Origin of the sequence: Embleya sp. NPDC127516, assembly GCF_044765325.1 — a bacterium.
Taxonomy (GTDB): Bacteria; Actinomycetota; Actinomycetes; order Streptomycetales; family Streptomycetaceae; genus Embleya.
Map to the genome: position 1 here is coordinate 74,393 of NZ_JBIWJT010000019.1, position 13,991 is coordinate 88,383.

The window sequence follows — 13,991 nt, forward strand, 5'->3', positions numbered from 1 at the left end:
GGCCGGGCGGGGCCTCGGCGTGGAGGCGTCGAGGCATCGAGCCGTCGGGTTGTCGGGTTGTCCGGCCGTCGAGCCTCAGGCTCGCGTCGTGCCGGGTCGGTCAGCGCGTGGGCAGGCGCCGGGCGAAGAACGAGCGCACGTGCCGGCGCACGGTGGGCACCGAGACGGTCGGCTCGATCGCGCCGATCGGCGAGATCCGGTCGGCGGCGGGCATCAGCCCCCAGGCTTGCGGCCGGGGTGCGATCACCGCGTGGTCGGTGAACACCTGGTGCGCGGCGTGCGTGATCCGGCGCCGCGGTACGGGTCGGCGGGAGTCGGCGAGCAGCGCGCACCACGAGCGGTCCAGGTGCCGCTGGTCGGTGAAGCCGTCGGTGCCGGCCAGGAGCAGTGGTCGGTCAGTGCCGTCGGGAGCGATCGGGTACAGCTCGCCATCCCGGCCGGGCGCCGGCGACGGGTGATCCGGATAGCCCTCCGGGTCGACCGCGAGATGTTCGGCACGCGGTGGATCCAGGAGTTCCGGTCCCGCCCGCTCGACGACGCGCAACTGGCCGCCGCACTGGGCGAGTCAGGGCTCGTGGTGGACGCGCATCTGGATGACGCCCGCACCTGGGTCCGAGCCTTGCCGGTCGACTGAGAGGGCGTGGTGCGTGTCGGCGTGTAGGCGCGGTGGGGTGATGGTGCGGTGGCCGCCCGGCCGGGTGCGGTCGGGCGGCCACCGGTCAGCGCAGGACGGTCGGTGAGGCCGCCTTCGCGGCGAGCAGGCGTGGGGCGCCCGTTCCGTCGGCGGGCACCGCGTAGACGTTCTTGTCCCGCCCGTACATCACGGTGTGGTCGTCCAGCCAGGCCGCCTGGTCGTCGACGTTCGCACGCTCGGCCAACGGGGTCTCGCGCATCGTGGCCAGGTCGAGCACGTGCAGTCGCCACGTGGTGCTGCCGGAGCGCTTCTTGAACGCGATCCGGGTGCCGTCCGGGGACAACGACGGGCATTCCAGGTTCTCCCGTACCGTGTGCGCCTCCCAGTTCGCGTAGTCGCCCTCGACCAGGTAGGTGCGTCCCTTGGTGGAGACCGTCGCGTAGAAGCGGTTGTCGTCGGCGGCGAAGGTGACGCCCCAGTAGTTGACGTCGGCGGATCGGTAGCGTTTGCCGTCGATGGTCAGCGGGATGGCCTCGATGTTGATCAGCGTGTAGTCGGTGCGGGTGTCCACGATGCCGGTCCAGGTGGAGAATCCGGTCTTGTTGTAGGACTCGCCGGTGACGAAGACGGTCCAGGACACCATGCGTCCGCTCGCCGATACCCGGGCGCGACTGGGCGTGCCCGCGAGTTCGATCCGGCGTCGCACATTCATCGAGCGGTCCACGATCAGCGCGTCGGTGCCGGGCAGTGGGCCGCCTCGGGTCTGCAGGCAGACCCCGGTGCCCGCGCCGACGGCGAAGCGTTCGCAGCGCAGCCCGCTGTCGATCCGGGACGGGCCGGTGCTGCCGGCCGCATCGATTCCGGTCGCGGCCACGGTGCGCCGGCCGCCGCCGCGGTCGGTGTCCACGAAGACCAACTGCCCGCCCGCGGTCAGGTCCAGCGGCCGGCGTTCGACCGTCGCGTCCTCCTCGCGGCCGGCCGCGAAGGTCGAGTACCCGACCCCCACTCCGACCAGTACCAACAGGCCGAGCAGCAACGCCAGGGCGCGCCTCATCCGGTCACCTCCGGGAGCGGGGACCGCGACGGCAACAACCGCCGGGCCAGGACGAGGCAGCCGGCCATCCCGACTCCCATGGCGAGCAGCGCGGGGCGCGAACCCCACAACGTCCAGGCCGCGCCGAAGAGCACCGAGGACACCATCCGGGCGCCGGCCTGACCGGTCTGGAGCAGGGCCAGGCCGCTGGTGCGCAGGTGCACCGGGAGCAGCGGTCCGGCGGCGGCCATGAGCACGCCGTCGGTGGCGGCGTAGAACAGGCCCTGGAGGAAGAGCACGCTCAGCAGCACGGTCCACAACAGCGGTGTGCCCGGGGTGCGGTCCCCGGTGGGCGCGGCGGCCACCGCGTAGGCAGCGAGCAGTGCGAGGTGCCCGCCGAGGAAGACACGGAATCGGCCGACCCGGTCGGCGAGCCGACCGAGCGGCACGGCGAGCAGCAGGTAGGCCCCGGCGGTGCCCAGCGGCAACAGCGGGAAGTATCGGAGCGGGATGTCGAAGCCCTGTTGCAGGACCAGATAGACGAACGTGTCGCCGACGGTGAGCAGCCCCAGCACGGTGGCGGCGACGCAGGCGCGCCGGAACGGACCCAGTCGCAGCAGCGCGAACGCGGCCCGCAACGACGACTCGCGCCGGGGGCCGGCCGGTTCGCGGTGGTCGCGCACGTACAGCGCCATCAGCAGCACCGCGAACACGGCCACACAGAAGCTCACCACGAACACGGCGTCGTACGCGTCGTGGGTGGCCCACAACACGGCGAACGCGGCGAGCGGGCCGAGAAAGGCGCCGATCGTGTCCATCGCGCGGTGCACGCCGAACGCCCGACCCAGGTCGGGTGCCGGGGTGCTGAGGGTGATCAGCGCGTCCCGCGGCGCGGTACGCAGCCCCTTGCCGGTGCGGTCCGCCGCGAGCACCAGGCCGAGCCCGGTGACCGACGAACCGGCCAGTGGCAGGCCGAGTTTGCACACGGCGGACAGTCCGTACCCGGTGCCCGCGACCAGCTTGCGCCGGCGGGTGCGGTCGGCCACCTGGCCGCCGAGCAGACGGACGAACGCGGTGACGCCGAAGTAGGTGCCGTCCAGGAGGCCGTATTGCAACGGGCTCAGACCCAGGGTGAGGACGAAGTAGGTGGGCAGTATGGCGGTGACCATCTCCGAGGAGACGTCGGTGACCAGGCTGACGGCGCCGAGCGCGAGCACGTTGGCGGGGACGTTGCGCGCGAACCTGCGCGGCGTCCGGGCCGAGGCGATCCCACCGGCCTGGTCCGCGCGCCGGGTGGCGGCGATGTACACGGGCGGTCCTCCCTCGATCCGTCCGGGGACGGTGGACTCGGGTCGGGTCGGAGCGGGGCGGGGTGAGACGGAGCGGGATGCAGCGCGATGGGCAGGGTCGGGACGGGGGAGGGTCGGAGGGGAACGGGCCCGGTGCGGGCCGACCGGGAAGGAGGTCGCCGGGCGGCCCGCACGATCGGTGGACTCGATCGGTGGACTCAGTGGCAGCCGACCGGCCCGAAGGAGTCGAGCTGCTTGCCGTCGTAGCGCACGAGCTGTCCGGAGTAGGTGCCGGCGGAGAGGGTCAGCTTGAGCACGGCCGGCGAACCGGTCACCCGCTTCTCACTGTTGGGCTGCGGACTCTCGAAGTCGTACGGGTCCGCGCCGCCGGTGCCCACGAGCAACTCGCGGATGCCGGCGGGATCCGCCTTGGCCTTGGGGTTCTGCGGCGCGTAGCGCTCGTAGAGGTGGTCGTGCCCGTTGAGGATCAGATCGGTGTGCGCGTCGTAGAGCACCTGCCACGCGGTCTGACTGACCTTGTCGGCCTGCGGTCCCGAGCTGTACAGGGGCTTGTGCCAGTAAGCGGCCACACAGCCTTGCGAGTTGTTCGCCAGGTCCGCCTTCAGCCATTGGATCTGCGCCGAGTTCGCCGACATCGACTGCTCGGAGTCGAGCGCGATGAAGTGCCAGCCGCCCCGGTCCCAGCTGTACCAGGTGGTCCCGTTCGGAGTCGCCCGGTCGCCGAAGTAGGCCTTGTAGCCGGACTCGGGAGGACTGTCGTCGTACTCGTGATTGCCGGGCGAGGGACGGGTCTTGGCCTTGAACCGGCCCCACGTGGTGTCGTAGTACTTGCGGAAGTCGGCGAGGCTGCCCGTGTCGTACTGGTTGTCCCCGAGCGTGATCACCTCGTCCGGGTTGATCGCCTCGACCCGCTTCGCGGTCTGCTCCGCCCCGCAGTCCTGCGACGACGTGCAGCCCGGGTCGGAGATGTCGCCGGCGGCGACGACGGTGAACGAGGAGCCGCCGGCCTGCGGGGTGCCGACCACCGAGGCACTGGGCGCGGACAGGTTGCCGGCCGCGTCGCGGGCGCGGACGGTGTAGGTGTAGCCGACTCCGGTGGTCAGGCCGGTGTCCGCGTAGGAGGTGCCGGCGCTGGTGCCGACCGTGACGCCGTCGCGCAGCACGTCGTAGCCGGTGACCCCGACGTTGTCGGTGGAGGCGGTCCAGCCCAGCGAGACGCCGGTGGACGTGGTGCCGGTCACCCGCAACGCGGTCGGCGTGCTCGGTGCGGTGGTGTCCGGGCCGCCTGCGCCGAAGACCTCGAACTCCCAGAGGGAATAGCCGTATTCGGTGGCACGCGTGGTCGCGTACACGCGCACGTGGCGACCGTGCGTGGACAGCGCGCCGAGATCGTCGGTGCCGCCGTCGCCGGTGGACGTGTTGTAGACCTTGGTCCAGGACGCGCCGTCGGGCGAGACCTCGATCCGGTAGGCCTTGGCGTAGGCGGCCTCCCAGGTCAGCCGTACCCGGGAGATCGAGACGTCGGAGCCGAGGTCGACGCTGAGCCATTGGGCGCCGGCGCCCTCCTGGCTCGCCCACCGGGTGGTGGTCTTGCCGTCCACGGCCTTGGCCGCGCCGTAGGTGGAACTCTCGGTGGACGAGGCGGTGGCGGGTTTGCCGCGGGAGAGCAACACCTCGGCGGCGGAGGCGGTTTCCCCGAAGGTCAGCACCGTTGCCAACATCGCGACGACGGCGATCACCGCGGGCAGTCGAGGTATTCGGGACAGGGCGCGCCGGCCGAACCGGGCCGGGAATCTTCCGCGTTGCGGGCGCGTGGGCAGGGACAGGTGCACGTCGTCCTCCAGCGTTGAGGAGCCGATCGTCGTGCCTGAGCCGGGCGGGATGGTGCGCTCGATCGGGCCGGAGAAGTGCGCTCGCGGGACCTGGCGACACCGCGAAAAAGCAGCCCGCGATGCCCCAACAGGAGCCTCCGGCCCGACTGTTGGCCCCGACGATCCCAAGCAGCCGCGCACCCCGTCAAGACTTGTTAGGAAACTTTACTAACAAGACCCGCCCAGTCCACGTCCCCGCCCGAACCCGTCCACAGGAAGCCTCCCGACACCCCTGGCGGCCCCGCGCCGGGCACCTCGACGCCCCGGAGGCATCGCATGGGTGTCGACCCGGGGTCGGCTGTGGCCGTAGGTCAGGACGAGGTGGGGAGGTCGAACAAGACCCGTGCAGTCCACGCCCCTGACCGAACCCGGCGACAAGAAGCCACCCACCCCTGCGCCCCGGCGCGGAGCACGCCGATGACCCGAAGGCCGCATGGGCGCCGGGTCGGGGGGTGGATGTGGTGGTGGGTCAGGGGGAGGAGGGGTGGTCGAACAAGACCCGTGCAGTCCACGCCCCAGACCGAACCCGGCGACAAGAAGCCACCCACCCCTGCGCCCCGGCGCGGAGCACCCCGATGACCCGAAGGCCGCATGGGCGCCGGGTCGGGGGGTGGATGTGGTGGTGGGTCAGGGGGAGGAGGGGTGGTCGAAGGTGGGGGTGGGGGCGGCGGGGGTGTGGTTGAGGACCAGGACGCCGATGACGGTGGCCAGGGTGAAGACGACGAGGATCAGGGTGGCCAGGATCAGGCGGCGGCGGCGTTCGCGGCGTTGCCAGTCCTGGTGGGCGGTGTGGTAGGCGTCGGGGGCCGGGTGTACGCCGGCGGCGAGGGTTTCCAGGGCCTCGCGCAGGTGTCGCTCGGTGTCGGGCGAGGTGGGAGGGGTGGGAGGGTTGTTCATCGCCGTACCTCCAGCGCGTGCGTGAGAGCGGCGATCCCACGAGCGGTGTGCGTTTTGACGGAGCCGACCGAGATGCCCATGGTCGACGCGATCTCCTTCTCCTTGAGCCCGAGCCAGTGGCGCAGTACGAGTGCCTCGCGCTGGCGCGCGGGCAACTCGCGCAGCGCGCGGATCAGCGCCTGCTGGTCGTCGCGCAGCAGGGCCGAGGTCTCGGCGGAGGCCACCGTGTCGACGGAATCCTCGACGTGTCGGCGGGCGACCTGGAGATGGCGTATTCGCATCCGGGTCTGGTTGCACACGACCGAACGCAGATAGGCGGCGGCGGCGTCGGGTGTGCGCAGTTTGCGGAATTTGCGGTAGATCTCGTAGTACGCCTCGGCCACGATGTTCTCCGGGTCGTCGGCACCCAGGAGGGTGGCGAGTCGGAGCATCGAGGGGTAGTGCAGGTCGAACAGGCGCGCGATCTGCACCTCGCGATCCGATTCGTCCGCGGCCGGCGGCGGTTGCATCCCGCCCGGGAGCGAGGCATCCGGAACGCGGGCGGCCCGGGGGAGCAGTGCCTCAGGGACCAGTGCCCCGGGAACCAGCGCCTCGGGGACCGACGCCTCGGGAACCCGCGATTCCACGATCGGCGCCTCCGGGACCGGCGCGCCGCGCGACGGCGCGGGCGCGGGTGCCGGTGCGGGCTCGATGTCCCGGCGCAGGCGTTTCACGAGCCGCTCGCCTCCTTCCCCGGGCCACGCCGGCCGACCAGGCGGGCCGGCAGCGCCGTGGTGTCCGCACCCCGCGCGGCGCCCATCCGGTCGAACACCTCGGTGAGGACCAGGGTGACCGCGAGGTTGAGCAGCAGTGCGGCGAGCCCCGCGTACATCTGCACGCCCCGACCTCCCAGCTCGATCCGGATCAGCGAGACGAAGCCCTCCCGCACGACCGCGACGGTACCGGTCAGCATGCCCACCGCCCAGCCCGCCAGCAGTGCCCGGTGGTGCAGACGCCGGGTGAACAGCCCGATCACCACGGCCGGGAAGATCTGCAGGATCCACACCCCGCCGAGCAGTTGCAGATTGATCGCGGCCTGGTCGCGCAGCCCGAAGACGAACGCCACCGCGCCCACCTTCGCGGTCAGCGACACCCACTGCGCGACGCGCATCTGCCGCTTGGGCGTGGCCGTCGGCTGAAAGTAGGCGACGTAGACGTTGCGCACGAAGGAGGTAGCGGCGGCGATCGACATCACCGCCGCCGGCACCAACGCGCCGACGATGATCGCGCCGAACACCAGACCGGCCGGAAAGGCAGGCAGCAGCCGGTCGACCAGCATCGGTACCGCCGCCTCGGCCGTACCCGAGGGCGCGTCGACGTCCATCGCCACCGCCGCGATGCCCAGCACGCCGAACATCGCCAGCACCGAGGTCCAGGCGGGCAGCGCGACGCAGACCCGACGCAGCGTGTCGGGACCGGACGCGGCGAACCCGGCGGTCAGCACATGCGGGTACATCAACAGCGCCAGCGCCGAACCGAACGCCAGCGTGGCGAACCCGGCCTGCTGATGCGGCCCCAGGACCAGCGAGGCGTCCACCGGACCGTGCGCGGCCAGCCGCCGATCCGCGGCCTCGAACATCGGCCCCGGCCCGCCGAACCGGCGGAGTACGAACGCCACCGCCACCGCGGCCGAGCCGAAGATCGCCACACCCTTGAGCGCCGAGATCACCGTGGGCGCGCGCAGCCCGTGCCGATACGTGGCGATCGCCAACCCGGCGAACAGGGCGACCATGGTCAGGTCGCCGGTCAGGCCGCGCGGATGCAGCCCCGCGGCGGCGAGCACGGCGCGGATGCCCAGCACCTGGAGCGCCAGGTACGGCATCGTGGCCAGGATCCCGGTCAACGCGACCACCAGCGCCAGCGCCGGCGAGCCGTAGCGACCCCGGACGAAGTCGCCCACGGTCAGGTAGCCGTGCAGGCGGGCCACCGCCCACAGCCGGGGCAGCAGGACGAAGGCCATCGGGCACACAATCACCGTGTACGGCAGCGCGAAGAACGCCGACGCGCCCCGGCCGTACACCTGGCCCGGCACGGCGGTGAAGGTGTACGCGGTGAAGATCGTGCCGCCGAGCAGGAACCAGGTCCACACCGGGCCGAGACCGCGGTCGGCCAGCGACCAGTTCTCCAGCGACGGCAGATCCGCGGTGCGGCGCAGGCGCGGTGCGGTCACCGCCAGTAGCGAGGCACCGCCGACGACGATCAGGAGGGCCGCGATCATGGCCCCGTCGGTCATCCGTCACCGTCCGGATCGACGTGTGAGCGCGCTCGCCCACGGGTTGCGCGAGCGTACCCGACCGGGCCCGGGCCACCTCACGGAAATCCGCCGGACATCGGCTGTCAACCAAAAAGCGCGCACGCGCAACTCTTCCACAGGGCCGGCGCACGGTCGGCCCCGTGGCCACCGACAGCAGGAGGCGCGATGACCGGGAATCGACCCCCGACCGCCGCCGGACACGCCCGCGCGCGCCGCCGGATCGCGGCCGGGATCTGCCTTGCCGCGCCGGTCGCGGCGCTGCTGTGGGTGCCCTCGTACGCCCGTCGAGGGCCGGAAATGGCCGGTGTCCCGTTCTTCTACTGGTACCAGCTCGCCTGGGTGCCGGGGTGCGCCGCCGCCATGCTCGTCGCCTACCTGCTGCTGCGCCGCCCCGACCGGCGCGAGCCCTGACCGACCCGGATCGGCCGCCGCTCCCGGCCGCTCCCGCCGTACCCGTCCGTCGCTCTTCCGTCCCCCTGCCCGATGAGGAGTACGCGTGCCCCCCACCAACACCGGTACCAGCACCGGCACCCGCAGCCCCCGTTCGTACAATCCGAGGTCGATCCTGATCTGGACCGTCGTCGCCCTGATCGGCGCGGCCGGCTGGGGCGTGGTCGCCCTGGCCCGCGGCGAGGAGATCTCGGCCGTCTGGCTGATCTTCGCGGCGGTCGCCTCGTACGCGATCGCCTACCGCTTCTACTCGCGCTTCATCGCGGTACGAGTCCTGGAGCCGGACGACACCCGGGCCACCCCGGCCGAACGCCTGGACGACGGCGTCGACTACCAACCGACGGACCGCCGGGTGCTGTTCGGGCACCACTTCGCCGCGATCGCCGGCGCCGGACCGCTGGTGGGCCCGGTGCTGGCCGCGCAGATGGGCTACCTGCCGGGCACGATCTGGATCGTGGTGGGGGTGATCTTCGCCGGGGCCGTGCAGGACATGGTGATCCTCTTCCTCTCCATGCGCCGGGACGGCAAGAGCCTGGGGCAGATGGCCCGCGACGAGATCGGCCGGGTCGGCGGCGTCGCGGCGCTGATCGCGGTGTTCGTGATCATGATCATCCTGCTCGCGGTGCTCGCCCTGGTCGTGGTCAACGCGCTGGCGAACTCGCCGTGGGGGACCTTCTCGGTCACGCTGACCATCCCGATCGCCCTGTTCATGGGCGTCTACCTGCGCTTCCTGCGCCCGGGTCGGGTGCTGGAGACCAGCGTGATCGGCGTCGTACTGCTGCTGGCCGCGATCATCGGCGGCGGGCAGATCGAGGACACCGCGCTGGGCGACGCGTTCACGTGGAGCCCGACCACGCTGGTGTTCTGTCTGGTCGGGTACGGCTTCGTCGCCTCGGTGTTGCCGGTGTGGCTGCTGCTGGCCCCGCGCGACTACCTGTCCACCTTCATGAAGGTCGGCACGATCGTGCTCCTGGCCATCGGGGTGCTGGTCGCCGCGCCGAACCTGAAGACCGACGCGGTCAGCTCGTTCGCGAGCTCGGGTTCCGGGCCGGTGTTCGCCGGGTCGATGTTCCCGTTCCTGTTCATCACCATCGCGTGCGGGGCGTTGTCCGGTTTCCACGCCCTGGTCGCCTCCGGTACCACGCCGAAGCTGATCAGGAAGGAGTCGCAGGTCCGGATGATCGGCTACGGCGCCATGCTGATGGAGTCGTTCGTGGCGGTGATGGCGCTGATCGCGGCGTGTGTGATCGATCCCGGTCTGTACTACGCGATGAACGCCCCGGCCGGAGTGCTCGGTGCCACGGCCGAGAGCGCCTCACACGCGGTGGCCGGTCTCGGGTTCACGATCAGCCCCGAGGACCTGCGCTCGGCGGCGACCGCGGTCGAGGAGAAGACCCTGATCGCCCGGTCCGGCGGAGCGCCCACGCTGGCCGTGGGCATGTCGGAGATATTCGCCGAAGTCTTCGGCGGCGCGGGGATGAAGGCGTTCTGGTATCACTTCGCGATCATGTTCGAGGCGCTGTTCATCCTGACCACGGTGGATGCCGGCACCCGGGTGGGCCGCTTCATGCTCCAGGACATGCTGGGCAACGTCTGGAAGCCGATCGGCCGGGTCAACTGGAAGCCCGGCATCTGGATCACCAGCGCCGTGGTGGTGGGCCTGTGGGGCTACTTCCTGTACGCCGGGGCCACCGATCCGCTGGGCGGGATCAACCAGCTCTTCCCGCTGTTCGGCATCGCGAACCAACTGCTCGCCGCCGTCGCGCTGACCGTGGCCACCACCGTGCTGATCAAGTCGGGCAAGCTGCGCTGGGCCTGGGTCACCGGCATCCCGCTGGCCTGGGACGTGGCGGTGACCTACACCGCCGGGGTGCAGAAGATCTTCTCCGACGACCCCCGGGTCGGCTTCTTCGCGCAACGGGACCGCTACGCCGACGCGATCGACGCGGGCAAGGTGCTGGGCCCGGCGAAGAACATGGACGACATGCACACCGTGGTGCTCAACTCCACCGTGGACGGCGTGCTGATCTCGCTGTTCCTGGTACTGATCGCGCTGGTGATGGGCAACGCGGCGATCGTGTGCGTGCGGGCGATCCGGGCCGGGGGGACGCTGCCCACCACGGAGACCCCATACGTCGAGTCGAAGCTGACGGACGAACCCGTCGACGCACCGCGCGTGCGCGAACTCGCCGGAGCGGGAGCGGGAGCGAATACGGGCACGGGCGCGGCTTCGGGCTCCGGCGACGAGGCGGCTCGGTTGTGACGCGAACCGACACCGAAGCGAACCCGGACCCCGACGTGGGGGGCGGGCCGGGCCCGAAGCGGCTGTTGCAATGGATCCGGTGGTACCTGCGGGAGATCTCCGGCGACGCGGAGTACGACCGGCACTGTCGGCGGCACCTGCGCGAGCATCCGGATCGGCCGGTGCCGTCCCGACGGGCCTACGAGTCCTGGCGGGCCAGGCGGCGCGAGGAGAACCCGCAGACCCGCTGCTGCTGAGCCGCGCCACCGGCGGGGATCCGACATCAGACGACCGGCACGCGCCGCGCCGGCCGGGTCCGCCCGACCCGGTCGCGCGGCCCGTGCGCGGCACGCGGGTACCGCGCACCACCACGTGGTGAGGGCGGGCGGTCGCACATGCTCATGCCGGGCCGGTGCCGCCGCTCGGGTCCGCGCCGGCCAGGCCCGCCAGGACGACGTCGGCCCGGTGGCGCCACGTGTAGCGGTCGAGGACCTGGCGGCGGGCCTCGTCGCCGAGCGAGCGGCGCAGGCCCGGGTCGTCGATCAGTTCCAGAACGGCGTGCGCCCACGCTTTCGGGTCGGCGGGCGGCCGGATCAGGCAGTTCACCCGGTCCGTCAGAACCTCGTGCAGGACCGGCAGGTCGGAGGCGATGAGGGCGCGCCCGTAGGACATGTACTCGAAGAGCTTCATCGGCGAGGTCCAGCGGCCGGTCTCGCCGAGTCTGCCGGTGAGGTACACCTTCTCCTCGTACGGAGCCAGCACGACGTCGAACAACGGGTAATACCCGGGCAGCTCGGCGGGCGGTCGGTGGCCGTGGAAGTACACGTTGGCGAGTCGGCAGGGCCCCTCCCAGCGATCCCGGTCCTCGGGCGTACCGCCGACCAGGTGGAAGTCCGCGCCCGGGATGCGCTCGGCGACGTCGAGGATCAGGTCGATGCCGCGACCGTCGTACAGGTGTCCGACGTAGCCGATCCGAGGCAGCCCCTCGCGACCGGGCAACCGCACGCTCTCGACGTCGAGTCGGGGCGGGTCGGCGCAGTCGGGCACGATCAGGACGCGGGCCGGATCCAGGTCCGGGTAGGTCGCGCGCAGGTCGCGGGCGAGCGCGTGGGTGATCACCACGAGACGGGCGAGGCGCGGATCGGCGAGCAGGCGGTGATCGGTCTCGGGTGGGGTCAGGTCCTCGCGGATCTGGTGGACCTCGTACACGAACGGCGCGACGTCCGCCGCGGCGACGAGGCTGTACGGATCGCGGCCGTAGATCAGGTCCGGTGCGCCCGCTTCGAGCAGCAACTCGCGCACCCGCTGGGCGCGTTGCCGGTAGCCGGCGGGGGAGTAGCCGTCGGGGACCGGGACGGTGCGGATGGGGAAACGATGGCGGACGCCGTAGTAGGCGTACGGGTCGTCGGCCTCGTGGGTGCCGGGCGCCGCGTAGAGGGTGATGTCGTGTCCGGCGGAGGCGAACGCGTCGCACATGCGCATGACATGGACGCTGTTGGCCCACACGGATGGGATGCTGCCGCCGTGCAGGTAGGCGATGCGCATACCGGCCCCGTCTCAGCCCTGGATCGAGAACGCCGCAAGCGGGCATGGGCGGGCGTCGGCGGTCGATTGCCGCGGTGCGATGCGTACGGGGTCCATCGGCGTCTCCTCGTCCTGGGCGGCGGGTGTCGCGAGCCGGGGCTCGGGTGCGCTCGGGGCCGGCGGCGCCGGGTCATCATCACCGGTGATCGGCCCGTTGCCAAGGGTGACGCGCGGGCGGGAGCGAGAACCGGTCGGCCCGCGCGCGGGACGCGATGTGTCGTTGTTTCACTGTTTTCGGCCATTGTTCGGCCGACCTACCGAAATCCGCCGGTCCGGATGCATCGTTGACAGCCCGCGAGCGCAGTGGCCGCCCTCCGGCGCCGCCGCCATAACGGCTGATCACTCGACCCGGTCGACCCCGAGGCGAGTGTCCCGCACCGAATACAAGGCGGTTTCCGGCTGTACGGACTTGACCCGCCACGGAGCGCCACCGCCGCGTACTCCTTGTATTCATCGTCGTCGCCCGCACACCATGGCGCTTCCGGTCGTCCCCGTCGACGGCGGGGGAGCCGGCGAGCGGAAGGGAGTCCGATATGCAGGACGACATCGAACTTGTCCCGGAAGAAGAACTGCCCGAGTTGGCCTTGATGATCGACTTGCCCAGCTGAGGCAACGTCACCGGGTGCGGCGGGTCGCACGATCCGGTCCGCCGCACCCACCCCACCGGGAGCCCGGAGGCACTCGCGATGCGCGTGGAACCAGACGCAGGTCAGGGCGCCGAGGAACGCGCGGTCCTGGCGCGGATGACGCAAACGATCCTGGCCCGAGCCGAACTGACGGCCACACCACGGGAATCGACCCACCCGGCGGTCATCGAAACGGCACACATCGCGCAACGAGTCCTGCGCGCCGACGTCCCCGACCCACAACGGCTCGAAGCGCTCGGGCGCATGTTCGCGCGAGCCAGGGCCGACATCGCCGCCCCGCCCTGCGAACTGCCCTGGCCCGTCGACCTCGTCGCGCCCCGCGCACACCTGGAACGCAGTGTGGCCCGGGCACTCAAGACCATCCCCAGGCGGGACGACGACAACGCGCCCGCGCCGGTGTCGGCCGTGGTCGCGTGGCGGGACACCGATACCGAGATCATCCACGAGAGCACCGCGCTGCTTGCCCGGGTGTGGCCCGAGGCGAGCGCGGAACTGCAAGAAATCCTGGTGCAGATCGCGCTGTTGCACGGTGCGGCCATCGACGGCTTCACCGATTTCGGGGTGCACGGCGCGGTGTTCATCCGGCGCGACCGGTTGCGGCGAGGCGTGGACGGCCTGCCCGGCGCGATCCGACTGGCCGAGGCCCTCGTGCACGAGGGAACGCACACGCGCTGCAACGCGGCGGCGGTCGCCGCCGAGCCCTTCCTGTGCCCGGTCGAGGGCGACGGCCCCCTCGTGGCGACCCCGCTGCGGGCCGATCCGAGGCCGCTCACCGGGCTGTTCCAGCAGGCCGTCGTGTTGGCCCGAAGCCTGCTGCTCTACCGTCGCCTGCTCGACGCCGACGTGGCGCCACCCACGCCCGAGGCCGCGGCCGCCGTGCGCTCGCGACACGACCGGCTGGCCCGCTCGGCGATCGACGCCGTGAACACCCTGCTCGAACATCGCGACGCGCTCACCGACCACGGGACGTCCGTCCTGGACGAGGCCGCCGACATCGCCCGGGCCCGCGGGTGACGCCCGCTCCGGCATG

General features: G+C 71.6%; 12 protein-coding genes. 4 read left to right on the top strand and 8 right to left on the bottom strand.

The genetic code is table 11. The features are described 5' to 3' along the window. Positions 1-100: 100 nt before the first annotated feature. From ACIRL2_RS32300 to ACIRL2_RS32330, 7 genes are all read right to left on the bottom strand, one after another. Positions 101-544 (bottom strand): hypothetical protein, encoded by a 444-nt coding sequence (locus ACIRL2_RS32300; protein ID WP_402236741.1) that lies wholly within the window; start codon positions 542-544, stop codon positions 101-103. A 175-nt stretch (positions 545-719) separates the two neighbouring features. Next, positions 720-1,688, bottom strand: coding sequence for a hypothetical protein (locus ACIRL2_RS32305; protein ID WP_395867267.1), 969 nt, complete (start codon positions 1,686-1,688; stop codon positions 720-722). Beyond that, positions 1,685-2,977 carry an MFS transporter gene (locus ACIRL2_RS32310; protein ID WP_402236744.1) on the bottom strand — a complete coding sequence of 431 codons (1,293 nt, stop codon included), beginning with the start codon at positions 2,975-2,977 and terminating at the stop codon, positions 1,685-1,687. Before ACIRL2_RS32310 ends, ACIRL2_RS32305 begins: the two co-directional genes overlap by 4 nt. A gap of 197 nt (positions 2,978-3,174) precedes the next feature. Next, a complete protein-coding gene (locus ACIRL2_RS32315; RefSeq protein ID WP_402236746.1) occupies positions 3,175-4,809 on the bottom strand; it encodes a discoidin domain-containing protein in 1,635 nt (544 codons plus the stop codon). Between the two features lie 666 nt (positions 4,810-5,475). Continuing rightward, complete coding sequence (locus tag ACIRL2_RS32320; RefSeq protein WP_395867273.1) at positions 5,476-5,745, bottom strand: hypothetical protein; 270 nt, start codon at positions 5,743-5,745, stop codon at positions 5,476-5,478. Further along, positions 5,742-6,254 carry a sigma-70 family RNA polymerase sigma factor gene (locus tag ACIRL2_RS32325; protein ID WP_395867454.1) on the bottom strand — a complete coding sequence of 171 codons (513 nt, stop codon included), beginning with the start codon at positions 6,252-6,254 and terminating at the stop codon, positions 5,742-5,744. The genes ACIRL2_RS32320 and ACIRL2_RS32325 overlap by 4 nt, the downstream gene beginning before the upstream one ends. A 200-nt stretch (positions 6,255-6,454) precedes the next feature. Continuing rightward, positions 6,455-8,017: a sodium:solute symporter gene (locus ACIRL2_RS32330; RefSeq protein ID WP_402236748.1), complete on the bottom strand. Its 1,563-nt coding sequence runs from the start codon at positions 8,015-8,017 to the stop codon at positions 6,455-6,457. Between the two features lie 186 nt (positions 8,018-8,203). On the opposite strand from ACIRL2_RS32330, the gene ACIRL2_RS32335 reads away from it, so the two are divergent. The 3 genes from ACIRL2_RS32335 to ACIRL2_RS32345 all read left to right on the top strand — a co-directional run bounded on the left by ACIRL2_RS32335 (position 8,204) and on the right by ACIRL2_RS32345 (position 10,987). Continuing rightward, positions 8,204-8,449, top strand: a complete 246-nt coding sequence (locus ACIRL2_RS32335) for a DUF3311 domain-containing protein (RefSeq protein ID WP_395867277.1) — start codon at positions 8,204-8,206, stop codon at positions 8,447-8,449. Positions 8,450-8,534: 85 nt separating this feature from the next. Next, positions 8,535-10,751, top strand: coding sequence for a carbon starvation CstA family protein (locus ACIRL2_RS32340; RefSeq protein WP_395867279.1), 2,217 nt, complete (start codon positions 8,535-8,537; stop codon positions 10,749-10,751). Then, positions 10,748-10,987: a YbdD/YjiX family protein gene (locus tag ACIRL2_RS32345; protein WP_395867281.1), complete on the top strand. Its 240-nt coding sequence runs from the start codon at positions 10,748-10,750 to the stop codon at positions 10,985-10,987. Before ACIRL2_RS32340 ends, ACIRL2_RS32345 begins: the two co-directional genes overlap by 4 nt. A gap of 142 nt (positions 10,988-11,129) precedes the next feature. Here ACIRL2_RS32345 and ACIRL2_RS32350 read toward each other — a convergent pair whose 3' ends face one another. Next, the gene (locus ACIRL2_RS32350; RefSeq protein WP_402236752.1) at positions 11,130-12,275 is read right to left on the bottom strand and encodes a glycosyltransferase family 4 protein; all 1,146 of its coding nucleotides are present in this window, start codon (positions 12,273-12,275) and stop codon (positions 11,130-11,132) included. Between the two features lie 725 nt (positions 12,276-13,000). On the opposite strand from ACIRL2_RS32350, the gene ACIRL2_RS32355 reads away from it, so the two are divergent. Further along, positions 13,001-13,975 (top strand): aKG-HExxH-type peptide beta-hydroxylase, encoded by a 975-nt coding sequence (locus tag ACIRL2_RS32355; RefSeq protein ID WP_395867285.1) that lies wholly within the window; start codon positions 13,001-13,003, stop codon positions 13,973-13,975. The last annotated feature ends 16 nt before the right edge of the window (positions 13,976-13,991 follow it).